General features: G+C 59.9%; 22 protein-coding genes. 7 read left to right on the top strand and 15 right to left on the bottom strand.

Annotated features, from left to right (window positions below; all coding sequences use genetic code 11):
- Positions 1–50: 50 nt before the first annotated feature.
- On the top strand, positions 51–845 hold the full coding sequence (locus tag J9892_RS05205; RefSeq protein ID WP_052815145.1) for a class D beta-lactamase OXA-1159: 795 nt from the start codon (positions 51–53) through the stop codon (positions 843–845).
- Between the two features lie 121 nt (positions 846–966).
- A complete protein-coding gene (creD, locus tag J9892_RS05200) occupies positions 967–2,358 on the top strand; it encodes a cell envelope integrity protein CreD (RefSeq protein ID WP_210538036.1) in 1,392 nt (463 codons plus the stop codon).
- A gap of 51 nt (positions 2,359–2,409) precedes the next feature.
- Here creD and glmU read toward each other — a convergent pair whose 3' ends face one another.
- The 15 genes from glmU to mioC form a co-directional block, all read right to left on the bottom strand.
- The gene (gene glmU / locus J9892_RS05195; RefSeq protein WP_210538035.1) at positions 2,410–3,771 is read right to left on the bottom strand and encodes a bifunctional UDP-N-acetylglucosamine diphosphorylase/glucosamine-1-phosphate N-acetyltransferase GlmU; all 1,362 of its coding nucleotides are present in this window, start codon (positions 3,769–3,771) and stop codon (positions 2,410–2,412) included.
- Positions 3,772–3,864: 93 nt separating this feature from the next.
- Positions 3,865–4,293: a F0F1 ATP synthase subunit epsilon gene (locus J9892_RS05190; RefSeq protein ID WP_010672259.1), complete on the bottom strand. Its 429-nt coding sequence runs from the start codon at positions 4,291–4,293 to the stop codon at positions 3,865–3,867.
- Positions 4,294–4,311: 18 nt separating this feature from the next.
- Complete coding sequence (gene atpD / locus J9892_RS05185) at positions 4,312–5,700, bottom strand: F0F1 ATP synthase subunit beta (protein WP_010672260.1); 1,389 nt, start codon at positions 5,698–5,700, stop codon at positions 4,312–4,314.
- Between the two features lie 33 nt (positions 5,701–5,733).
- Positions 5,734–6,600: a F0F1 ATP synthase subunit gamma gene (gene atpG, locus J9892_RS05180; protein WP_010672261.1), complete on the bottom strand. Its 867-nt coding sequence runs from the start codon at positions 6,598–6,600 to the stop codon at positions 5,734–5,736.
- 42 nt (positions 6,601–6,642) lie between these two features.
- Positions 6,643–8,184, bottom strand: a complete 1,542-nt coding sequence (gene atpA, locus J9892_RS05175) for a F0F1 ATP synthase subunit alpha (RefSeq protein WP_010672262.1) — start codon at positions 8,182–8,184, stop codon at positions 6,643–6,645.
- Positions 8,185–8,199: 15 nt separating this feature from the next.
- Positions 8,200–8,733 (bottom strand): F0F1 ATP synthase subunit delta, encoded by a 534-nt coding sequence (gene atpH / locus J9892_RS05170; RefSeq protein ID WP_010672263.1) that lies wholly within the window; start codon positions 8,731–8,733, stop codon positions 8,200–8,202.
- A gap of 13 nt (positions 8,734–8,746) precedes the next feature.
- Positions 8,747–9,217 (bottom strand): F0F1 ATP synthase subunit B, encoded by a 471-nt coding sequence (gene atpF / locus J9892_RS05165; RefSeq protein ID WP_210538034.1) that lies wholly within the window; start codon positions 9,215–9,217, stop codon positions 8,747–8,749.
- Positions 9,218–9,274: 57 nt separating this feature from the next.
- Complete coding sequence (atpE, locus tag J9892_RS05160; protein ID WP_005319616.1) at positions 9,275–9,517, bottom strand: F0F1 ATP synthase subunit C; 243 nt, start codon at positions 9,515–9,517, stop codon at positions 9,275–9,277.
- A 25-nt stretch (positions 9,518–9,542) separates the two neighbouring features.
- On the bottom strand, positions 9,543–10,322 hold the full coding sequence (gene atpB / locus J9892_RS05155; RefSeq protein ID WP_040098199.1) for a F0F1 ATP synthase subunit A: 780 nt from the start codon (positions 10,320–10,322) through the stop codon (positions 9,543–9,545).
- Between the two features lie 8 nt (positions 10,323–10,330).
- On the bottom strand, positions 10,331–10,762 hold the full coding sequence (locus J9892_RS05150; RefSeq protein ID WP_223920157.1) for an ATP synthase subunit I: 432 nt from the start codon (positions 10,760–10,762) through the stop codon (positions 10,331–10,333).
- Positions 10,763–10,927: 165 nt separating this feature from the next.
- Entirely contained in the window at positions 10,928–11,836 is a 909-nt protein-coding gene (locus J9892_RS05145) for a ParB/RepB/Spo0J family partition protein (RefSeq protein WP_210538033.1), read from the bottom strand.
- On the bottom strand, positions 11,833–12,636 hold the full coding sequence (locus J9892_RS05140; protein WP_029313362.1) for a ParA family protein: 804 nt from the start codon (positions 12,634–12,636) through the stop codon (positions 11,833–11,835). The genes J9892_RS05145 and J9892_RS05140 overlap by 4 nt, the downstream gene beginning before the upstream one ends.
- A gap of 27 nt (positions 12,637–12,663) precedes the next feature.
- Positions 12,664–13,290, bottom strand: a complete 627-nt coding sequence (gene rsmG / locus J9892_RS05135; protein WP_010672270.1) for a 16S rRNA (guanine(527)-N(7))-methyltransferase RsmG — start codon at positions 13,288–13,290, stop codon at positions 12,664–12,666.
- Positions 13,291–13,310: 20 nt separating this feature from the next.
- Positions 13,311–15,200: a tRNA uridine-5-carboxymethylaminomethyl(34) synthesis enzyme MnmG gene (gene mnmG, locus J9892_RS05130; RefSeq protein WP_161653644.1), complete on the bottom strand. Its 1,890-nt coding sequence runs from the start codon at positions 15,198–15,200 to the stop codon at positions 13,311–13,313.
- Positions 15,201–15,708: 508 nt separating this feature from the next.
- Positions 15,709–16,158, bottom strand: coding sequence for an FMN-binding protein MioC (mioC, locus tag J9892_RS05125; RefSeq protein ID WP_210538032.1), 450 nt, complete (start codon positions 16,156–16,158; stop codon positions 15,709–15,711).
- Positions 16,159–16,529: 371 nt separating this feature from the next.
- On the opposite strand from mioC, the gene J9892_RS05120 reads away from it, so the two are divergent.
- From J9892_RS05120 to fhuB, 5 genes are read left to right on the top strand one after another with little or no spacing between them, the layout of a single operon-like run.
- Entirely contained in the window at positions 16,530–18,638 is a 2,109-nt protein-coding gene (locus J9892_RS05120; protein ID WP_139700778.1) for a TonB-dependent siderophore receptor, read from the top strand.
- A 60-nt stretch (positions 18,639–18,698) separates the two neighbouring features.
- Complete coding sequence (locus tag J9892_RS05115) at positions 18,699–20,345, top strand: multidrug ABC transporter permease/ATP-binding protein (protein ID WP_201970160.1); 1,647 nt, start codon at positions 18,699–18,701, stop codon at positions 20,343–20,345.
- A gap of 46 nt (positions 20,346–20,391) precedes the next feature.
- A complete protein-coding gene (locus J9892_RS05110) occupies positions 20,392–21,156 on the top strand; it encodes an ATP-binding cassette domain-containing protein (protein ID WP_010672275.1) in 765 nt (254 codons plus the stop codon).
- A gap of 31 nt (positions 21,157–21,187) precedes the next feature.
- Positions 21,188–22,081, top strand: coding sequence for an ABC transporter substrate-binding protein (locus J9892_RS05105; protein ID WP_210538040.1), 894 nt, complete (start codon positions 21,188–21,190; stop codon positions 22,079–22,081).
- Positions 22,078–24,060 (top strand): Fe(3+)-hydroxamate ABC transporter permease FhuB, encoded by a 1,983-nt coding sequence (gene fhuB / locus J9892_RS05100; RefSeq protein WP_103243991.1) that lies wholly within the window; start codon positions 22,078–22,080, stop codon positions 24,058–24,060. Before J9892_RS05105 ends, fhuB begins: the two co-directional genes overlap by 4 nt.
- Positions 24,061–24,248: the final 188 nt, after the last annotated feature.

The raw sequence follows: 24,248 nt of genomic DNA, 5'->3' as shown, positions 1-24,248 counted from the left end.
ATGACGACCGTCCCCGTCGATGCGCATTCATATTAATCAAGGAGATAGATATGCCCCGTATGCTGTTGTCCGGTCTGCTTGCCGCCGGCCTCTTCTGTGCACTGCCTGCCAGCGCCGCTTCTGGCTGCATGCTGTTTGCCGATGGCACCGGCAAACCCGTCAGCACCCAGGGGGACTGTGCCGCCCAGTTGACCCCGGCCTCCACCTTCAAGATCCCGCTGGCACTGATGGGCTATGACAGCGGCTTCCTGGTGGATGAACAACTGCCGGCCCTGCCGTTCAAGGCCGGTGATCCTGATTTCCTGCCGGAGTGGAAACAGACCACCACCCCGAGCAGCTGGATGCAATTCTCGGTCATCTGGTACTCGCAGCGCCTCACCGAGTGGCTGGGAGAGGCTCGCTTCCAGCACTACGTGGACAGCTTCGACTACGGCAACCGGGATCTCGAAGGCAACCAGGGCAAGCACGACGGTCTGACCCAGGCCTGGCTCAGCGCCAGCCTCGCCATCAGCCCCCAGGAGCAAGCCCGCTTCCTTGGCAAGATGGTGAGCGGCAAGCTGCCGGTCTCCGCCAAGACCCTGCGCCATACCGCCAACCTGATGCGTCAGCCCGACATCGACGGTTGGCAGATCCACGGCAAGACCGGCATGGGTTACCCCAAGCTGCTGGATGGCAGCCTGGACAGGGAGCAGCAGATCGGCTGGTTCGTCGGCTGGGCCAGCAAACAGGACAAGACGCTCATCTTCGTCCACACCGTTATCCAGAAGCCGGGCAAGCAGTTCGCTTCCCTCAGGGCCAGGGAGGAGGTGTTCGCCGCCCTGCCGGCCCGGTTGAAGACACTCTGATGCCAGCAACACCGGCGCCTTGCGCCGGTTTTTTTATCCCCCTTCACCACTACTTCACACTGCCCCATCCTCCCTTCACGCGACCCCGGCACACTCCCGTTCAACAACAAGGAGACGTGTCATGGTCAAACAGATTTTCACCCACAAGATCGCCCTGCTGCTGTTGCTCTGCCTGCTGATGATGATCCCGGTTCACGCCATCATGGAGCTGAATCGGGAGCGCCAGGCCTATCGCAGTCAGGCCATTCACAGCATCATGGCCAGCCACAGCGGGCCCCAGCGCCTGATGGGGCCCGTACTGGTACAGCCCTATACCCGGACAGTCACCGTCGAGCAGGATGGCAAACATTTCGTGCGCAAGGAGCAGGTCTATCGCTACCTGCTGCCCAAGAGGCTGGACGTGCGGGCCAGCATGGAGGTGACCCCGCGCAAGCTCGGTATCTATCAGGCCCAGATTTATCACAGTCGCCTCTCCCTCTCCGGCCTGATGCCCACTAGCCTGGCTGACAAGGGGCTGGTGGCCGGCAACCCGAACCTGAGCTTCGACCCGGCGGATCCCGCCCTGGCGCCGGGCAAACCCTATCTCAGCCTGATCCTCTCCGATGCCCGGGGCATCAGCCGCGTACCCGAACTGCAATGGGGGGAGCAACGCATCCCGTTTGCACCTGGCGCCCAGCTGGGAGACGGGCGAGTGGGGATCCATGCCCCGCTCGACGCCTTGCCAGACGAAGATGGCCGCTTTCGCATCGAGCTGGATCTGCAGGGCATGAACGCGCTGGAAGTGGTGCCGCTCGGACAGGACAGCCGGTTTCACCTGAGCGGCAACTGGCCCCATCCCAATTTTCTCGGCGACTTTCTGCCCGGTGAACGCACCCTTGCGGATCAAGGGTTCGAGGCAAGCTGGCAGACCAGCTGGTTCGCCACCGACATGGAGAGCCGCTTCAACCGCATGATGAAGGGAGCGGGCACCAAACTGCCGTCATTCAGCGTCAGCCTGGTGCAACCGGTGGATCACTATCAGCTGAACGAGCGGGCCGCCAAATATGCCCTGCTGTTCATCGGCCTCACCTTCATCAGCTTCTTCATGTTCGAGCTGCTCAAGGGGCTGCGGGTACACCCCATCCAGTACGCGCTGGTGGGCATGGGGCTGGCCATCTTCTATCTGGTGCTGCTGGCGCTGACCGAGCATCTCGGCTTTACCTGGGCCTATCTCATTGCCGCCCTGGCCAGTGTGGCCCTCAATGGCTTCTACCTGAGCCATGTGCTGGGCGGCCCGAAACAGGGCATGGGATTCGCCGCCCTGCTGGGGCTGGTCTACGCCATTCTGTTCGGGCTGCTGCAGGCCGAGGAGACAGCCCTGTTGCTCGGTGCCCTGCTGCTGTTCGCCACCCTGGCGCTTGTCATGGGGCTGACTCGCAAGCTCGACTGGTATCAGGTGATGGAGAGCAGTCCCTCCGCCACCGCATGGGCGGCCCCCCAGCCATCGACCAGTAACACCAGCCATCAGCCATAAGCAAAAAAACCGGCGCCCTCGGGCGCCGGTTTGCATTTCATTGATCGGGCATCACTTCTTCTTGACCGGACGGGGCCAGTTCGGAATGTGGCGCTGGGGCACCCGGGTGATCACCAGCTCGTTTTCCGCCACATCCTTGGTGATGGTGGAGCCGGCCCCCAGAGTCGCCCCCTTGCCGATCCTCACCGGCGCCACCAGCTGGGTATCGGAGCCGACGAAGACATCGTCCTCGATGATGGTCTGGAACTTGTTCACCCCGTCGTAATTGCAGGTGATGGTGCCAGCACCGATGTTCACCTTGGCACCGATCTCCGCATCCCCCAGATAGGTCAGATGACCGCACTTCGAGCCAACCCCCAGCCGGGCCTTCTTCATCTCGACGAAGTTGCCGACATGGGCATCCTGCTCCAGCACGGCACCCGGGCGCAGGCGGGTAAAGGGCCCGACCGAGCACTGGTCGGCAATTTGCGCACCTTCGATGACGGAGTAAGGTTTCACCTCGGAGTGGTCGCCGATCACGCAATCCTTCAATACGCTGCCGGCACCGATGCGCACGTGATTGCCCAGCACCACCTTGCCTTCGATGATGACGTTGACGTCGATCACCACCTCCTCCCCGATTTCCAGGGAACCCCGCAGATCGAAACGGGCCGGATCGATCAGGGTGGCGCCAGCGATCATCAGCTTCTCGGCCTGCATCTGCTGGTAGCTGCGCTCGAGCGCCGCCAGCTGCACCCGGTTGTTGGCCCCTTCCACTTCCATGGCGCTGTCCGGATGGACTGCAGCGATGGGGCAGTTGTCACCGTGGGCCATGGCAATGACGTCGGTCAGGTAGAACTCGCCCTGGGCATTCTTGTTGTCCAGGCGGGAGAGCCAGCTGCGCAGCTGGCCGCCGTTGGCCACCAGCACGCCGGTGTTCACTTCACGGATGGCGAGTTGCTCGGCGTTGGCATCCTTCTGCTCGACAATGCCGACCACCTGGCCGTGTTCCCGCACGATGCGGCCATAGCCGGTCGGGTTGTCCAGTACCACGGTCAGCAGCGCCATGCCATCGTCGGCCTTGGCCGCCAGCAACCGTTGCAGGGTCTCGGGCTGGATCAGCGGGGTATCGCCGTAGAGCACCAGCACGTCGTCTTCGTCATGCCAGAACGGAATGGCCTGGGCCACGGCATGGCCGGTCCCCAGTTGCTGGGCCTGCAGCACCCAGTTCAGGTCGGATGCCTGGATCCGCTCCTTGAGCAGCTCGGCACCGTGGCCATAGACCAGGTGCAACTGTTCGGCACCAATCTGGCGAGCGGTATCGATCACATGGGAGACCATGGGCTTGTTGGCCACGGGGTGCAGCACCTTGGGGAGAACAGAACGCATACGAGTACCTTTACCCGCAGCCAGGATCACGACATTGAGAGACATAGCTAGCCTTTGAAACAGGTGGAAATGCTGGGCGGAGTCTATCCAACGGGCAAAAAAAAAGCGACCCGAAGGTCGCTTTTTGCATCACCGTGATTAGCGGTAATTCTTTTTGACGATATCGATAACCCGCAGCTGGGCCATCGCTTTGGCCAGCTCGGCAGATGCCTGAGCATAGTCGATATCACCATGGGAGCTGTTGATCCGCTCTTCGGCACGACGCTTGGCTTCCTGGGCTTTCGCCTCATCCAGATCGTCTGCGCGAATGGCGGTATCGGCCAGCACGGTCACGGCTTCGGGTTGTACTTCCAGCATGCCGCCGGAGATGTACAGCACCTCTTCGCTACCATTTTGCTTGATCAAGCGGACCAGGCCCGGCTTGATGGCAGTCAGCAACGGAGCATGACCGTGGCGGAGACCCAGCTCACCTTCGGAGCCTGATACCTGGGCAGATTGCACGCGACCGGAAAACAGTTTTCCTTCGGCGCTCACCACATCCAGGTGAAAGGAGATCATCTCAGCCATGGGCCCTCCTATCGAGGCTTACAGTTTCTTGGACTTCTCGACGACTTCGTCGATGCCGCCAACCATGTAGAACGCCTGCTCCGGCAGATCGTCATACTCGCCCTTCAGGATGCCCTGGAAGCCACGGATGGTTTCCTTCAGCGGCACGTATTTGCCCGGAGAACCGGTAAATACTTCGGCCACGAAGAACGGCTGGGACAGGAAACGCTCGATCTTACGGGCACGGGCTACGGTCAGTTTGTCTTCTTCTGACAGTTCATCCATACCCAGGATGGCGATGATGTCCTTCAGCTCCTTGTAGCGCTGCAGTACGGTCTGAACGCCACGAGCGGTCTCGTAGTGCTCCTTGCCAACCACCAGCGGATCCAGCTGACGGGAGGTGGAGTCCAGCGGGTCAACGGCCGGGTAGATACCCAGTGCCGCGATCTGACGGGACAGTACGACGGTCGCATCCAGGTGGGCGAAGGTGGTCGCCGGAGACGGGTCGGTCAAGTCATCCGCAGGCACGTAAACGGCCTGTACGGAGGTGATGGAACCAGTCTTGGTGGAGGTGATGCGCTCTTGCAGAACACCCATCTCCTCGGCCAGGGTCGGCTGGTAACCTACTGCGGAGGGCATACGGCCCAGCAGTGCGGATACTTCGGTACCGGCCAGGGTGTAACGGTAGATGTTGTCCACGAAGAACAGCACGTCACGACCTTCGTCACGGAACTTCTCGGCCATGGTCAGGCCGGTCAGCGCCACGCGCAGACGGTTTCCGGGCGGCTCGTTCATCTGACCGTAAACCAGAGATACTTTGTCCAGTACGTTGGACTCCATCATCTCGTGGTAGAAGTCGTTACCCTCACGGGTACGCTCACCTACACCGGCGAACACGGAGTAACCGCTGTGCTCGATCGCGATGTTACGGATCAGCTCCATCATGTTGACGGTCTTGCCTACACCGGCGCCGCCGAACAGACCAACCTTACCACCCTTGGCGAACGGACATACCAGGTCGATAACCTTGATGCCGGTCTCCAGCAGCTCGGTGCTGTTGGACTGATCTTCGTAGCTGGGGGCTTCGCGGTGGATGGACCAACGCTCTTCTTCGCCGATCGGACCCTTCTCGTCGATGGGGTCGCCCAGTACGTTCATGATACGGCCCAGGGTCGAGGTACCGACCGGTACCTGGATGGCCTTGCCGCTGTTAACTACTTCCAACCCACGACGCAGACCGTCGGAGGAACCCATGGTGATGCAACGCACGACGCCGCCGCCGATCTGTTGCTGAACTTCCAGTACCAGACCCTGGCCTTGGCCTTCGCTGACAACCTTCAGTGCATCGTACACCTGGGGCACGGCATTCTGCGGGAACTCGATGTCCACCACAGCGCCGATGATTTGGACGATGAAACCGTTACTCATGTCAAATCCTCTAAACCTTTGATAACCCTTGCCTTACACCGCAGCAGCACCGGAAACGATCTCTGTGAGCTCCTGGGTAATACTGGCCTGACGGGCCTTGTTGTATACCAGTTGCAGATCGTTAATCAGGTTGCCGGCGTTGTCAGTCGCGGCTTGCATGGCAACCATTCGGGCTGCCTGTTCACTTGCCAAGTTTTCTACCACACCCTGGTAGACCTGGGATTCGACGTAGCGAATCAGCAGGGTATCCAGCAGTTGCTTGGGATCCGGCTCATAGAGGTAGTCCCAGTGGTGCTTCTTGGCGAGCTTGCTGTCTTCTGTTACGGGCAAAGGCAGCAGTTGATCGACTTTTGGTTGCTGAACCATGGTGTTGACGAACTTGTTGTACACCAGATACAGCCTGTCAATCTCACCGTTGTCGTAAGCCTTCAGCATGACCTTCACTGAACCGATCAGGTCATTGACGCTCGGGTTGTCACCCAGTCCGGAGACGTGGGCTTTCACCTTGGCGCCGTGCCGTTCAAAGAAGTTGGAGGCCTTGTTACCGATCAATGCCAGGTCAACCTTGGCACCTTTCGCGCTCCATTGCTTCATATCATTGAGGGCAGCCTTGAACAGGTTGATGTTCAGACCACCACACAGGCCACGGTCGGTGGAGACGACGATGTAACCCACTCGCTTCACCTCACGTTCGATGAGGTAGGGGTGCTTGTATTCCAAGTTCCCCTGAGCGATATGGCCGATCACCTTGCGCATGGTTTCAGCGTACGGACGGCTGGCAGACATGCGTTCCTGCGCACGGCGCATCTTGCTCGCTGCCACCATTTCCATAGCGCTGGTGATCTTCTGAGTGTTCTTCACACTCCCGATCTTGTTACGTATCTCTTTTGCGCCGGCCATCTCTTCTCTCCATCAGGTGGCAGCTTGCGCTGCCACACACGCTTACCAGGTCTGGGTTGCCTTGAAGTCATCCAGCAACGCAGTCAGCTTGCCAACGATCGCGTCGTTGTAGTCGGCCTTGGCATTGATTTCAGCCATCAGCTCGGCATGCTGGGTATTGGCGTAAGAGAGCAGAGCGGCTTCGAAGTCGACGATCTTGCTCAGTTCGACATCGGCGAGATAACCCTTCTCGGCGGCGAACAGCACCAGGGATTGCTGGGCCACGCTCATCGGAGAGTACTGCTTCTGCTTCATCAGCTCGGTGACTTTCTGACCGTGATCCAGCTGCTTGCGAGTGGCATCGTCCAGGTCGGAAGAGAACTGGGCAAATGCCGCCAGTTCGCGGTACTGGGCCAGCGCGGTACGGATACCACCGGACAGCTTCTTGACGATCTTGGTCTGAGCAGCACCGCCCACACGGGATACGGAGATACCCGGGTCAACCGCCGGACGAATACCGGAGTTGAACAGCTGGGAGGTCAGGAAGATCTGGCCATCGGTGATGGAGATCACGTTGGTCGGAACGAACGCGGAGACGTCACCGGCCTGGGTTTCGATGATCGGCAGGGCGGTCAGGGAACCGGTCTGGCCTTTCACGGCACCGTTGGTGAACTTCTCTACGTACTCGGCGTTGACGCGAGCAGCACGCTCCAGCAGACGGGAGTGCAGATAGAAGACGTCACCCGGGTAAGCTTCACGTCCAGGCGGACGGCGCAGCAGCAGGGAGATCTGGCGATAGGCAACGGCCTGCTTGGACAGGTCATCATAGATGATCAGTGCGTCTTCGCCGCGGTCACGGAAGTACTCGCCCATGGAGCAACCGGCGTAGGGAGCCAGGTACTGCAGAGCAGCCGCTTCGGAGGCAGAAGCCACGACCACGATGGTGTTGGCCAGGGCACCGTGCTCTTCCAGCTTGCGCACCACGTTGGCGATGGTGGAGGCCTTCTGGCCGATCGCAACGTAGACGCACTTAATGCCGGAATCTTTCTGGTTGATGATGGTGTCGATGGCGATGGCGGTCTTACCAACCTGGCGGTCACCGATGATCAGCTCACGCTGGCCACGACCGATAGGGATCATGGCATCGATGGCTTTCAGACCGGTCTGGACTGGCTGGTCAACAGACTTACGCTCGATAACGCCCGGGGCGATCACTTCGATCGGCGAGAAGCCGTCGTTGTCTACCGGACCCTTACCGTCGATCGGCTGACCCAGGGTGTTGACCACCCGGCCCAACAGACCACGACCGACCGGCACTTCCAGAATGCGGCCGGTACCCTTTACCTTCATCCCTTCGGCCAGATCGGCATAGGGACCCATTACTACGGCACCAACGGAGTCACGCTCCAGGTTCAATGCCAGAGCGAAGCGGTTGCCCGGCAGCTCGATCATCTCACCCTGCATGGCATCGGCCAGACCGTGGATACGAATGATACCGTCGCTTACAGAAACGATGGTACCTTCGTTACGCGCTTCGCTTTTGACATCAAACTGCGCAATGCGCTGCTTGATCAGCTCGGCGATTTCAGTGGAATTCAGTTGCATGCTCTAATACCCCAATCAAGATTGCAGCGCATCGGCCATGCGATCCAGCTTACCGCGGACCGTGCCGTCGATAACGAGATCACCGGCCTTGATGAGCACCCCGGCCATCAAGGACGCATCTGTGCTGCAATTCAGCTTCACTTTGCGCGCGAGACGTTGTTCCAGAGAAGCCTGAATATTGGCTTTCTGCTGGTCGGTCAGTTCGATCGCCGAAATCACGTCAGCCTGAACTTCTTTGTCCAGTTCAGCCTTGAGCGCGACGAATTCGGCAACGACCGCCGGCAGCACACCCAAGCGACCATTCTCGGCCATCACCCGGATCAGGTTCTGACCGTGCTCGTTGAGCTGCTCACCGCAGACACCGACAAACAACTTTGCCAGTTCTTCGGCAGCAACGGAGCCGTTTACCAGGCTGTGCATGGTCTCGTTTTCTGCCACCTGAGCGGCGAAATCGAGCATCTCCAGCCATTGGTCAACCGCCTTGTGCTCAACGGCAAACTCGAAAGCAGCCTTGGCGTAGGGGCGAGCGATTGTAGTCAGTTCAGACATAGCCCCGTTCCCGTTACAGTTCTGCTACCAGTTTGTCGACGATGTCGCTGTTGGCAGCCTGGTCGATTTGGCGTGCCAGGATCTTCTCTGCACCCGCGATGGCAAGAGCAGCAACCTGCTTGCGCAGTTCTTCTTTGGCACGATGACGTTCAGCTTCGATCTCTGCACGGCCCTGAGCCAGGATTTTTTCCCGCTCAGCTTGGGCTCCGACAGCGGCCTCATCAATGATCTGGGCCTTGCGTTTGTTGGCCTGTTCAATGATTTGCGCAGCCTGCTGCTTGGCTTCTTTCAGCTGATCGGTGGCGTTGGCCTTGGCCAAATCCAGATCTTTCTTGGCACGTTCGGCAGAAGAGAGACCGTCAGCAATAGTTTTCTGACGAGCTTCGATGGCTGCCATCAGCGGCGGCCATACAAACTTCATGCAGCACCAGACAAAAATAATGAAAGCAATTGTCTGGCCAAGGAGGGTGGCGTTGATACTCACAACCAAGACCTCTCTATGTGAAATTTAAAAAGAAAGTGACAACAACCGCATCACTTATCAGGCTGCAACACCGAAGATCAGGTACAGAGCCATACCAACCACGATCATCGGAATAGCATCAACCAGACCCATTACGATGAAGAAGTTGGTACGCAGGATAGGCATCAGGTCAGGCTGGCGAGCAGCACCTTCCAGGAACTTGCCACCCAGCAGAGAGATACCGATAGCGGCACCAACAGCGGCCATACCCAGCATGATTGCAGCGGCGAAGTAAATCATTTCCATCTTTATATTCTCCAAACTAGAGCGAGTAAACGTAACAGGATTAATGGTCTTCACTGGCCATCGACAAATAGACGATGGTCAACACCATGAAGATAAAGGCTTGCAGAGTAATTACCAGAACGTGGAACAGCGCCCAAGGCACGCTAAGCAGCCATTGGGACCACCACGGTAGCAGACCAGCGATCAGGATAAACACCAGTTCACCGGCATACATGTTACCAAACAGTCGCAAACCCAAAGAGATGGGCTTGGAGAGCAGGGTAACCAACTCCAGCGCGAGGTTAACAGGTATCAGTGCCCAGTGATTGAAAGGATTGAGAGTCAACTCTTTCGCAAAACCCGAGACACCTTTCATCTTGATACTGTAAATAATGATCAAGGCGAAGACACCCAAGGCCATGGACATGGTGATGTTAACATCGGCGGAAGGAACTACTCGCAAGTAGGGGATGCCCAGCACTTGTGCTGTGTAGGGCAGGTAGTCAACCGGGATAAGATCCATCAGGTTCATCAGGAAAACCCAGATGAACACGGTCAGAGCCAGCGGAGCAATCAGCCGGTCCTTACCGTGGAAGATACCCTTGACGGTGTCATCCACAAACTCGACAACCATTTCTACAAAACACTGCAGTTTGCCTGGCACACCGCTGGTCGCCGTAGCGGCAACTTTACGGAATATCCAGATAAACAGAGCGCCGAGGACAACGGAAAATATCATGGAGTCGATATTTACCGCCCAGAACCCCGAACCCACTTGCAGATGGTGCAGGTGGTGGGAGATGTATCCCTGAGTAGTCAGGGCTTCTCCGGTTGCAGCCATGAGTTTTCCTAGTAGCGGTTATTGAGAACGATCGTAATGACCCATTGGAAACACAAGGAAAGTGCATAAGTGACATAGAGCGGAAGATGCTCCAACTCCACGTTCGTGAGAACAACCACAAAAAGTGCGACTGTACTTACCAGCTTAATCCCTGCGCCAACATAAAAATCCCACAACACCCAACCCGCACTCCCGGGGCCAAGTTGTCTATTCAGAGCAAAAAGACTGAACAGCAGTTGTGGAATCAGATATATCCCTCCCCCATAGAGGGAAGAATATCCGGCCGGAACTCCTTTCAGGTAAACCCATGCTGAGCTCACAGCCAGGATCAGAAGCAGCTGGCAACCCAAGATAGCCAAGGCAAGAGTCAATCCTTTCCAGGCTTCTCTTCGATACACCATACTCCCCCTGAACATTACAGAACTGTAAAAATCGAACATTGATATCAACGATTCAACAGCTCTTAAAGCCGGTCAAATTATACCCTTGAAGGCGGCTATTGCAATATGACAAAAATCCTTAATTTTTGCGGCCTTCGGCGCTAAATTCAGGTTCTGTACATATCAAAAGTAATGGATGTTTTATTACTACAAAAAGCGTAAAAATCACGATTCTGACACGCCAAAATAGCCCAATATACGGTCCAAATCTGACAAATTCTCGTAACTTATTACTAACTTCCCGCTATCCCGCTTGCCAGGCTGAAGTTGCACCTGATTGCCAATTTTTTCTGCCAGTTGGCGCTCCAGGTAGCCGAACTGCGGATCTTGGACCTGTTCGACCCTCACCCTTGCCGGTTCGAGCGCTTTTTGCACCAGCTTCTCGGTATCGCGCACAGTCAGCCCTTTCTGGGCAACCAGCTTGGCCAGTTCGGACTGGGCCTGGCCGCTCAGGGCCAGCAGGGCACGGGCATGGCCCATGTCGAGGTCGCCATGCTCGACGAAACGCTTCACGTCGTCGTTGAGCTGATTGAGACGCAGCAGGTTAGTCACCGTGGTGCGGGACTTGCCCACCGCCTCGGCCACCTGCTGGTGGGTGAGTTCGAATTCGGTCAGCAGTCTTTGTAAAGCGACCGCCTCTTCGATGGCATTGAGGTCTTCCCGCTGAATATTCTCAATCAGCGCGATGGCGACGGCTGCCTCGTCGGGCACATCCTTGACGATGCAGGGCACCACTTCGAGACGCGCCAGCTGGGAGGCGCGCCAGCGGCGTTCACCGGCAATGATTTCGAAACGGTTTTCACCGATGGAGCGAACCACGATGGGCTGGATCACCCCTTGTGCACGGATGGAGTTGGCCAGCTCCTCCAGCGCATCCTGGGACATGTCCTTGCGCGGTTGGTATTTGCCGGACTGCAACCACTCCACCGGCAGCTTGCGCAGCTCGCCCTGATTGGTCGGGGCCATGGCCTGTTCGGTGCGCTGGTCGCTCATCACCTGTTTCTGGCGGGCGGCCGTGCTGGTGCTGAGCAGGGCGTCCAGCCCCTTGCCCAGCCCACGTTTCTTCGGCGTCATATGCTCTCTCGATCTGCGGTGAGCGGCTGGGACTCCTGTTCCTGGCGGCGCAGGATCTCGCCAGCCAGGGCCAGATAGGCCTTGGCCCCCACCGATGATTTATCATAGTGCATGGCTGGCGCGCCAAAGCTCGGCGCCTCCGCCAGTCTTACGTTGCGGGGAATGATGGTGCGATAGACCTTGTCCCCGAAATGCTGTTTCAGCTGATCGGACACATCATTGGCCAGCCGGTTGCGATGATCGAACATGGTGCGCAGCACCCCTTCGATCTTCAGCTCCGGATTGACCACGGCTGCCAGCTTGCTGATGGTGTCCACCAGGGCGGTCAGCCCTTCCAGCGCATAGTATTCGCACTGCATGGGCACCAGCACGGAGTCGGCGGCGGCCATGGCGTTCACCGTCAGCATGTTGAGAGAAGGCGGGCAGTCGATGAAGACGTAGTCGTACTTGTCCCTGACCGAGGCCAGGGCGTTGCGCAGGCGGATCTCGCGGGCAAAAAACTCCATCAGGCGGATTTCTGCCGCGGTCACGTCGGCATTGGCGGCGATCAGGTGATAGCCTCCCGAGGTTTCGGGGATGATCACCTCGCCGATGGGGGCATCTTCGATCAGCAGTTCATAGGCGGTGCGCTCGACATCGTACTTGTCGACGCCACTGCCCATGGTGGCATTGCCCTGCGGATCCAGATCGATCACCAGCACCTTGCGCCGGGTAGCGGCCATGGAGGCGGCCAGATTCACACAGGTGGTGGTTTTACCCACTCCACCCTTCTGGTTGGCTATGGCAATGACTTTTCCCACACTGTCCCCTAAATGAATGCGGCGGCCCTATTCGGGCTGGATGGCTTTAAACTCCAGCAGATGGCGTTCGCCTTCCAGTTCCGGCACCACCAGCTTGTGGGTGGCAACCAGACGAATGCTGTCAGGCAACTGTGCCAGCTCCTGCTCGGGGTATTGTCCCTTGAGCGCCAGGAAGCTGCCCTCGGGTGACGGCAGATGATGACACCAGCTCAGCATGTCCTCCAGGGAGGCGAAAGCCCGGCTCAGTACACCATCAAATCCGGTCTCGGGTTGATACTCCTCCACCCGGGATTTGACGGGGGTCACATTGGTCAACCCCAGCTCCAGGATCACCTGGCGGATGAAGTTGATCCGCTTGCCCAGGCTGTCGAGCAGCACGAACTGTTTGTCCGGATTGATGATGGCCAGCGGCAGTCCGGGCAGACCCGGACCCGTTCCCACATCGATGAAGCGTTCACCGTGCAGGTGAGGACTCACCACCAGGCTGTCGAGGATATGCTTGACCAACATGGCGTCCGGATCTCGCACCGAGGTGAGATTGTAAGCCTTGTTCCACTTGTGCAGCAACTCGACCAACTGCACCAACTGGGTCTTCTGGGTTTCGGTGATAACAATTCCGGCCTGCATGAGCAGGCCGTTCAATCTTTGCAGCATGTTGTCCAACGGGGAATTCCTCAGGCGGTTTTACGCAGCAGGCCGTGTTTCTTCAGGTGCACCAGCAAGATGGAGATGGCGGCAGGGGTGATGCCGGAGATGCGGGACGCCTGACCTATGGTCTGCGGCTTGGCATCGTTGAGCTTGGCGATCACCTCGTTGGAGAGACCGTTCACGTCGCGGTAGTTCATGTCCAGCGGCAGCAGGGTGTTTTCGTTGCGCAACTGTTTCTCCACCTCGTCGTGCTGACGCTCGATATAACCGGCGTACTTGATCTGGATCTCCACCTGATCCGCGGCAGCCGCATCGGTCAATGCAGGCCCCACACCCTCGATGGCCATCAGGGCATCGTAGGTCACCTCGGGGCGACGCAGCAGCTCTTCCAGGCTCTGCTCCCGGGTCAGGGGAGTGTTGACCAGGGCGTTGACGGCCTCCAGAGACGGATGCTGCGGGTGGATCCAGGTCGAGCGCATGCGCTGACGTTCCTGCTCCACCTGTTCCACCTTGGCATTGAACAGGCTCCAGCGATGATCATCCACCAGACCCAGCTCGCGGCCGATGGCGGTCAGGCGCAGATCCGCATTGTCTTCCCGCAGCAGCAGGCGATATTCGGCACGGCTGGTGAACATGCGATAGGGTTCGCGGGTCCCCAGTGTGGAGAGATCGTCCATCATCACGCCCATGTAGGCCTGATCCCGGCGTGGGTGCCAGGCTTCCTTGCCCTGGGCGCGCAAGCCCGCGTTCAGACCGGCCATCAGGCCCTGGGCAGCGGCCTCTTCATAGCCGGTGGTGCCGTTGATCTGGCCGGCGAAGAAGAGGTTCTCGATGCACTTGCTCTCCATGTTGGCCTTGAGATCCCGCGGATCGAAGAAATCGTACTCGATGGCGTAGCCAGGGCGAGTGATATGGGCATTCTCGAAGCCACGGATCGAGCGGACGATCTGCACCTGCACGTCGAACGGCAGGCTGGTGGAGATCCCGTTCGGGTAGAGCTCGTGGGTGGTCAGGCCTTCCGGTTCCACAAAGATCTGGTGCGCCGTCTTGTCGGCAAAGCGGGTGATCTTGTCCTCGATCGACGGACAGTAGCGCGGGCCTATCCCCTCGATCACCCCGGCGTACATGGGGCTGCGATCCAGGTTGTTGCGGATCACCTCGTGGGTCTGCTCATTGGTATGGGTCACGTAGCAAGGCATCTGGCGCGGATGCTGGCTGGCGTTGCCAATGAAGGAGAAGACCGGGCGAGGATCGTCACCATGTTGCTGCTGCATCACAGAAAAATCGACGGTGCGTGCATCGATGCGTGGTGGCGTGCCCGTTTTGAGGCGATCGATGCGCAGCGGCATTTCACGCAGGCGCTGGGCGAGGGCAATTGAGGGAGGATCCCCGGCGCGACCTCCTTTGTAGTTCTCCATGCCGATGTGGATCAGACCATTGAGGAAAGTGCCAACGGTCAGTACGACCGTCTTGCCGCTGATGCGGATCCCGCTCTGGGTAACGACCCCGGCGACGCGATCCCCGTCCATGACCAGATCGTCACAGGCCTGCTGGAAGATCTTCAGGTTCGGGTAGTTCTCCAGGGTCTGACGCACCACAGCCTTGTACAACAGGCGATCCGCCTGGGCACGAGTAGCCCGCACCGCAGGGCCCTTGGAAGAGTTGAGCGTGCGGAACTGGATCCCGCCGAGATCGATGGCCTGCGCCATGATCCCGCCAAGGGCGTCGACTTCCTTGACCAGGTGTCCCTTGCCGATCCCGCCGATCGCCGGATTGCAGGACATATGCCCCAGCGTATCTATGTTGTGGGTGAGCAACAGGGTATTGAGACCCATACGGGCTGCCGCTGTTGCTGCTTCGGTTCCTGCATGACCGCCACCGACGACGATCACATCAAATTGTTCATGGTATTGCATTGGGGATCACCTTGATCTGCACGCCTGAAGATCTTTGTTTGCCTGGTCTGAAGGGCGGATCATTCTATCTGTTTAGCATCCGGAGGGGAACGTCTACTTCAGGATCAGTATGGATCAGGGATCGGTTAAATAGATCTTAAGGATCTTTAGATCGATCTTTTATTGGATCTTTTATTAGGATCCGCGACTTCTGTTGATAAGGCATTTTTGATCATAAAGATCATTCGGTTAAGGTCGATCGCTGCTTGTGGAAAAGCTTGGATCCAGAGGGGGCGAACGGGGGGATAACATGGGTTTTTATACACAGATACATGGTCGGAAAGATCTAATACATGAATAACTATAGGTTTTGCAGAGCTTAGCACCTAAGTTATACACAATTATCCGAGCTCATGTGGGGAGTTCTCGGGAAAAACTTATCCGGATCCACCTGTTAATAACCTGGTGGATAGGGATCTGGGGATAACCAGGGAGATCGGGGGTCGTGACCGGATCTCCCTGGCCCTGATCAGCCGATCAAGGTCATCCAGTCGTGGATCCAGGTTTCTGCGGCATCTTCGGGGATCTCGTGCTGGGTCACGTCTATTTCCAGGAGATCCCCCAGTCGGCTGGCACCGCACCCGGCCAGCAGCCGATCCAGCGTCTTGCCGCCCTGGCAGAAGGTGTCATAGCTGCGATCCCCCAGGGCGATCACTCCGTACTTGAAGGCGGCGAGATCCGGCTGCTGTTCGGCAAGCTCCCGGGCAAAGGGCTGCAGATTGTCGGGTACGTCCCCCGCTCCATGGGTGGAAGTGACCACCAGCACGATGGCTTCTGGCTCGGTCAGGATCCTGGCCAGGCTGGCGGGGTTGTGGATCTCCGCCTGGTGGCCCGCCTGTTCAAGGAGGCCGACCACATGATCTGCGACATATTCGGAGGCCCCCAGCATGGAGCCGACGACGAGGTTGAGTTTGGCCATGGAATGGATCCTGATGTCATCGAAAAAGTGAAGAGGGGGGATCTTACCGCCAAAGCATGTGGATAAATATGGATAAAGCTTGGGGATAAGGATCCTGTCCACTTTTTTGCAGCCAAAACCGGTCTCGTGGCCGTCGTGGCGCCTTCTTTCCGCCTGTTGCGACCTCATCGCACATTTCGTTGTCAAATGACACTTCAAAACATCAATTAACAATGCAGATGCAAATGATTAGCAATTATTGAATCGATTCGATCACGGCACCTGTAGTAGCATGGCGCTGCTTTATTCGCCTGAGGCGCCGGGCTGACCGGTCCAATTGGGCACCCATAATAAGAAATCAAACATAACTTATTGATATTTGAGACACTTATATGATTGCGCAAAAAAATACCCCGAATGCCGTGATGCGAAAGAGAGGCGCACAGCTGCTGCCGCTCTCCTGTCTGCTGGCGTCCCTGCCCGTGTTGGCGGCGGAACAGGCGGATAAAGAGTTGCCCAAGGCGGGCGAAACCATGGTCGTGACCGGGACCGCCATGAAGGTCGAGGTCCCCATGGCAGAGACCCCCCGTGCCGTTTCCGTGGTCAATCGCGAAGAGCTGGACCAGCACGCCGTACTCAAGCTAGACGAGTCCCTGCGCTATCGCTCCGGCGTCCTGTCCCAGTCCTATGGTTCGGACACGGATGCTGACTGGTTCAAGGTGCGCGGCTTCGATGCGGCTTCTTACCTGGATGGCAACCGTCTTTTCAGCACCGGTTACTATGTCTGGACCCCGGAGCCCTTCGGCCTTGAGAGCGTGGAAGTGCTCAAAGGCCCGGCCTCCATTCTGTATGGCGAAGCCCCTCCCGGAGGCGTCATCAACGCCATCAGCAAGCGTCCGACCGCGACCCCGCAGGGACTGGTGAACCTGCAACTGGGCAACCGGGATCTGCGCCAGGTCGGGGTGGATGTCTCCGACACCCTTACCGACAACAGCCGTTATCGTCTGGTGGCCCTCTACAACGAGCGGGACGGCGTGCTGGATGGCACCTACAACGAGCGCGCCTATCTGGCGCCGAGCGTGACCCTGGATATTTCGGATCGCACCACGCTGACGCTGCTTTCCAGCTTCAAGCACGATGAAGGGGTGCCGACCAACGGCTTCTTCCCGGTTTACGGCACCCTGAATACCTCCGGAGGCCAGATCGATCCCTCCACCAACCTGAGCCAGCCGGATTACGATCGCAATCGCAATACCCAGATCTCCGCCGGGTACGAGCTGGCCCACCAGCTCAACCAGACCTGGGAGTTCAAGCAGAACGTTCGCTTCAATTACAACGATCTGCTGCTGCGCCAGACCTATATCTTCCCGACCTATGAAGGCACCACCGCCTACCGCGGCCTGGTCTACCGGGATGGGGATACCAAGAGCGCCACCATGGACAACCAGATGGTGGGCTACTGGAACACCGACAGCACGGAGCAGACCCTTCTGCTGGGGGTGGATCTGCAGCGCCATGTGAATGAAGGTCAGGAAGCCGACAACTATGGCATGGGCGCCATCAACACCATGAACCCGGATTACAGTGGTTTCCCCGGTTTTGATGAATCCACCGCGACCCACCAGAAGAGCACCAAGGGCCAGAGCGGCCTCTATGCCCAGCACCAGATCCGCTGGGATGATCGCTGGCTGCTGACCGCGGGCGGTCGTTTCGACTACGTGGAAACCCACAACATCAGCGAAGCCAAGAGCAAGAACGAGAAACAGTACGACGACAACCTCTCTCTCTCCGGCAGCCTGATGTACCTGGCCGACAACGGTCTCTCCCCTTACTTCGCCTATGCGGAATCCTTCGAAGTGCTGCCGGGGATAGACCCCAACACCGGCAACTCCTACAAGCCGCTGGAAGGCAAGCTCTACGAGACCGGGGTCAAGTACGCACCCAGCTTCCTCGATGGCTACATCAACCTGGCGCTGTTCGATCTGGAGCAGACCAACTCCCTGGTCTCTACCGGCTCCGGCCAGCAGACCCAGGCCGGTGAAGTGACCTCCCAGGGGGTCGAGCTGGAAGGGAGCGTGCAGGCCACCGAGGCGTTGCGCCTGACCGCTGCCTATACCTATACCGATGCCAAGACCAACGACACCGGCAACGGCGATCGTCGTGCGAGCCTGATCCCGCGCCACCAGGCCTCCTTCTGGGGCAACTACAAGGTGCAGCAGGGCCCGGTATCCGGTCTTGAGCTGGGTTCCGGCGTGCGCTATGTGGGTTCCAGCATCGGCATCGGCGCGGTGAATGCGGACTACACCCCCATCTATGGTTCTGCCCAGGTACCGGCACACACCGTATGGGATGCGATGATCGGGTATGACTTTGCCAAGAACTGGCGTGCCCAGATCAACGTCAACAACCTGCTGAACGACACCTATGTGGCGAGCTGCGACTACTACTGCTACTACGGCGAGCCGCGCAGCATAGTCGGCACCGTCAACTACCGCTGGTAAGCGACAGGCCGGGCGGGGGCGAAGGCTCCCGCCCTCCTTCCATTCATCTACAGGCCTGTCATGGAACTCTTGTCACTGGTTTATCGCCAATACCGTTGGCCCTTCATCGCCATTACCCTGCTCAGCCTGCTGAGTGCTGTCAGCGGGATAGGCGTCATTGCCTTCATCAATCAATCACTTATCGAATCAGTCGGGGATCCGCTGCCGATCCTGGGTCAGCTTGTCGGCCTGGTCTTGCTGCTGCTGGTGATCACGCTCGGATCCCAGCTGGCCCTGACCACCCTGGGTCACCATTTCGTCTACCGGTTGCGTGGCCGCCTGCTCAAGCAACTGCTGGATACCGACGTCGCCCGTCTGCGTCAAATAGGGCAGGGGCCGCTCCTGGCCTCCCTTTCCAGCGACATCGGTCAGATCACCATCGCCTTCGTGCGCCTGCCGGAACTGGTACAGGGTCTGGTGCTCACCCTGGGCTCCATCATCTACCTTGGCCTGCTCTCTCCCGCCTTGCTCGGTGTTACCGCCCTCTGGGTCACCGTGACCATGGTGGTGGGCTGGCTGCTGGTGAACCGGGTCTATCGCCACCTGGCGCACATGCGCCAGGCCGAAGACAGGCTCTACCAGAACTACCAGTCCATCATCGCCGGGTGCAAGGAGCTGGCGCTCAACCGCGAGCGTGCCCACTTCGTCTACCACCAGCTCTATGAGCAGAATGCCCGGGACTACCGGGAGCAGATCATCCGCGCCGATACCTACCACCTGAGCGCGGTGAACTGGTCGAACATCATGATGCTGGGTGCCATCGGCCTGGTCTTCTTTCTGGCCAACGGGCTGGGCTGGGCCAACACCAATGTGGCCGCCACCTTCGCCCTAACCCTGCTGTTCCTGCGCACTCCCTTGCTACAAGGCATCGGAGCCTTGCCGACCCTGATCGCCGCCCAGGTGGCGTTCGACAAGATAGCTGCCCTCAATCTGGCTGAGCCGGACGAGGCGTTCCCGTTGCCGCCTGCGCCTCGCCCCTGGCAGCGCATCGAGCTGGAGCAGGTGAGCTTTCACTACCAGGGGGAGGGCGGTTTCTCCGTGGGCCCCATCAATCTGGTGATCGAGCGGGGGGAGCAGATATTCCTCATCGGTGGCAATGGCTCCGGCAAGTCGACCCTGGCCATGCTGCTGACCGGGCTCTATCAACCGGTCTCTGGCCGGATCCTGCTGGATGGGGAGCCGGTCACCGATCGCAACGGCTATCTGGGGCTCTTCTCCGCCATCTTCACCGACTACCACCTGTTCCAGCATTTGCTGGGGCCCGAGCCGAAAGAGGCGCTGGTCGCCGAGTGGCTTGAGCGGTTGCAGATGGGCAGCAAGCTTGCCATCGAGGATGGCTTCATCGCCGATATCGACCTCTCCCAGGGCCAGCGCAAGCGGGTCGCCCTGCTGCTGGCCCTGGCAGAGCAGCGGGAGGTGATGCTGTTCGACGAGTGGGCCGCGGATCAGGATCCCCAGTTCCGCCGCATCTTCTATCAGGTGCTGTTGCCGCGCCTGAAAGAGATGGGCAAGACGGTGATCGCCATCAGCCACGACGATCACTACTTCTCTCTGGCCGATCGCCTGCTGGAGATGCGCCAGGGCCGCCTCACCGAACTTACCGGCGAGCAGCGCGAGCAGGTGAGCCGGGATGCGGTCGCCCATCTGGATGGCAAGGTGCCGGCCTGATGCTGGCACCGATGAGACTGGCAGCAAGCCAGCACAGGAATTGCTTATGTTCGAGATGAAATCCGCCAGCTTCGCGGTCAATGACCGCACGCTGCTGCACCCCACCAGCCTTCGCTTCGAGCAAGGTCGGGTCTATGGCCTCATCGGCCACAACGGGTCGGGCAAATCGACCCTGATCAAGCTGCTGGCGCGCCAGCAACCTCACAGCGGCGGGGAGATCCTGTTCGATGACCAGCCGTTGTCTGCCTGGGGCAACCGGGAGTTTGCCCGTCAGGTGGCCTATCTGCCCCAGCACCTGCCGAGTGCCGAAAACCTGCTCGGCCGCGAACTGGTGGAGATGGGGCGCTACCCCTGGCGCGGACTGCTGGGCCGGATGGGAGCGGAAGATCACCGTCAGGTGGAGCGTGCCATCGCCCTGACCCACACCGAACGCTTTGCCGATCGGCTGGTGGATACCCTCTCCGGCGGTGAGCGGGGGCGAGTCTGGCTCGCCATGCTGCTGGCTCAGGAGAGCCGTTTCATCCTGCTGGACGAGCCGCTGGCCGCCCTGGACGTGGCCCATCAGGTGGAGGTGCTCACGCTCGTCAAGCAGCTCAGCCGCCAGCTCAACCTCGGGGTCATCATCGTCATTCACGACATCAACATGGCCTCCCGCTTCTGCGATCGGCTGGTGGCGCTGCACTCCGGCCGTCTGCTGACCCACGGCGAGCCCGAACAGATCATGACAGGGGAGACCCTGAACGCCATCTATGGCATCCCCATGGAGGTCATTCGCCATCCGGCCCATGACCACGCCATCGCCATCGTCTGACCGGGGGCCGCTCTTGAACCGTTTATTGAAGATGGCGCCCTGTCTGCTCAGTCTGCTGCTGCCCCTGGCAGGGGAGGCCGGGCAACTTGTCACCGCCACCAGCGCCACGCCCCGCATCGCCACAGTGGACTGGACCATAGCCGAAACCCTGCTGGCGCTCGGAGTGACACCGATGGCGGTGGGGGATGTGGCCCCCTATCGCGCCTGGGTCGGTGAACCCCAGCTTCCTGCCGGGGTGATCGATATCGGGCTGCGTGCCCAACCCAACCGGGAACTGCTGGCGGAGCTCAAACCGGATCTTGTTCTCATCTCGCCGCTGGCGGCCCCCCTGGCGCCGACCCTCTCCCGCATCGCGCCGGTGCACTCCATCGCCCTGTATGAACCGGGCACCGATCTGTGGCAGCGACTGCGGGAAGCGACCCTGACCATAGCCGCCCTGGTGGGCAAGACCGCGGAGGCCGAACGCCAGCTCGCCGCGCTGGAGCAGGATCTGGCACAGATGCAGGCGGCGCAGCCTGACGATCTGCCCCCCTTGCTGGTGGTGCAATTCATCGATGAGCGCCATGTGCGGGTGTTTGGCCGTGGCAGCCTGTTCGAGGCAGTGATGCAGCGCCTCGGCCTTCGCAACGCCTGGCAGGGAGAGACCAATGCCTGGGGATTCTCGGTCGCGAGCCTGGAGCAGTTTCTCGGGATGCCGGAGGCCAGGCTGGTGGTGGTGGACCCCGTGCCCGTAGGAGTTGGTGAAAAACTTCAGGAGCCTGGATTGTGGCAGCATCTCCCGCTGGTACAGAACAATCCGGTGATCCATCTGCCTGCGACATGGAGTTTTGGTGGCATATTGGCGGCCCGCCGCTTCGCCACCCTGCTGGACGGTGCCTTGCGGGAGCAGGCTGTCCACAGAGCAACCGGGGGATCAAATCAATGAGCTCTTCTCTTTCTTCGCCCCTGCTGCGCCCGGGTCTCTGCCTGTTGGTGCTGACACTGGGGCTGGCTTGCGCCGAGCTGGCGCGTCAACTGCCGGGGGCGCTCTGGTGGCAGGCCCTGTTCTCCCCCGAGCTGGACGATGCCCGCCAGGCGGTGGTCCATTTCAGCTGGCTGCCGCGCCTTGCCATCTGCCTGCTGGCCGGTGCCGCCCTCGGGCTCGCCGGTACCCTGATGCAGCAGGTGCTGCGCAATCCCCTGGCCTCGCCCACCACCCTGGGGGTGGCCTCCGGCGCCCAGCTGGCGCTGATGATGGTGACCCTGCTCGCCCCCTCCTGGCTGCTGATCGGGCGGGAGTGGATCGCCATGGCCGGGGGAAGCCTGGCCATGGGGCTGGTCTTCGCCCTGGCTTGGCGCCGTCAGCTCAATCCCGTGGTCATCGTCTTTGCTGGGCTGGTGATCAACCTCTATCTGGCCGCCATCAGCATGGGATTGCTGCTGTTCTTCCAGGAGGAGCTCAAAGGGTTGCTGGTGTGGGGGAGCGGATCTCTGGCCCAGAACAGCTGGAGCGGCGTCGGCTATCTGCTGCCACGGTTGCTGCTGGCCGCGATGCTGGCGGTGGTGCTGGTGCGCCCGCTGGCAGTGCTGGAGCTGGACGATGCCAGCGCTCGCAGCCTGGGGGTCTCTCTCAAGCACCTGAGATTCGCCGGCCTCGGCCTCGCGGTGTTTGTCACCGCCTGCGTGGTGAGCGTGGTGGGGCTGATCGGTTTTATCGGGCTGGCGGCGCCCGCCATGGTGCGGCTGCTGGGGGTCAGAAAACTGGCCCAGCGGCTGCTGTGGGCACCCATCCTCGGCGCCCTGTTGCTGGCGGCCACCGATCTGCTGCTGCAGACCCTGAGCCGGTTCTGGCCTGTGCTGATCCCGACCGGCGCCATGACGGCCCTGTTGGGGGCGCCGCTGCTGCTCTGGCTGATCCCGCGTCTTGGTATCAAGCAGAGTGCGCCTAAGGCGAACTCCTCCCTGCAGTTGGCCCGCCATCCGGCGCCGACTCGCCTTGTTGGCCTGATGGTGTTGGGGCTGGCTGCGGCGGTGATCGCCTCCCTGTTGTTTGGGCAGGGGATGGGCGGCTGGGGTTGGCCGAGCTGGCTGCGGTGGCAGGCCCAACTGGAGTGGCGCTTGCCGCGCACGCTGGCTGCGGGTGCCGCAGGCGTGTTGTTGGCGCTGGCTGGCACCCTGTTGCAGCGAGTCAGCAACAACCCCATGGCGAGCCCCGAGCTGCTGGGGGTGAGCGGTGGCACCTTCATGGGGGTGATTGCGGCGGCCCTGTTGCTGCCCGCCTTGCCGCTGCCCATGATGCTGCTAGGGGGGCTGGTGGGCGCCTTCGCCTGCCTGTTGCTGCTGGTGCTTATCAACCGGCGCAACGGCTTCCAGCCGGAGCGGATACTGCTGTCTGGCATCGCCATCACGGCGCTGTTCGAGCCGTTGCAGGCCATCGCCCTGGCCAACGGCGACCTGCGGGTGCAGCAACTGCTCTCCTGGATGTCCGGCTCCACCTATTACGTCACCCAGCCGGTGGCCCTTGCCCTGGTGGTGTTGGCGCTGCTGATGCTGGCAGCCTGCCTGCTGGCGAGCCGCTGGCTCGACCTCATGCCCATGGGGCCGGCGGTAGCGACGGCTCTGGGGATCCATCTCGGCCGTGCCCAGCTCACCATCCTGCTGCTGGTGGCCGTGCTCACCGCCAGTGCCACCATGGTGATAGGCCCGCTCTCCTTTGCCGGTCTGCTGGCGCCGCACCTAGCCAGATTGATGGGGCTGGTGAGGGCGCGCTGGCACCTGCTCGGCGCCGCAGGCTGTGGCGCTTTGCTGATGGTGTCGGCGGACTGGATCGGCCAGCAGATCCTCTTTCCCCAGGAGGTGCCCGTCGGTCTTGTATCCACCCTGTTAGGGGGCGCTTACTTCATGTGGTGCCTGCGCCGTCTCTAGGTCGGTGGATGAAAAGCGCACAAAAAAAGCCCGGGATGAACCCGCAATGCTGATCAGTTAAGGATCCATTGACCGATCCTTCTGCTGTAGGACAATCCGGAACCAATCACTGGTTCCGGATTTTTTTATGTCTATTGCAAACGATCTGAACGATGTTGTTGAGGCATCTGGCGACATGCTGGCTCGGC

The organism is Aeromonas sp. Prich7-2 (genome assembly GCF_017939255.1).
GTDB lineage: Bacteria > Pseudomonadota > Gammaproteobacteria > Enterobacterales > Aeromonadaceae > Aeromonas > Aeromonas caviae.
Note: the sequence above shows the minus strand (reverse complement) of the source record. Positions and strands in the feature narration are given on the sequence as shown.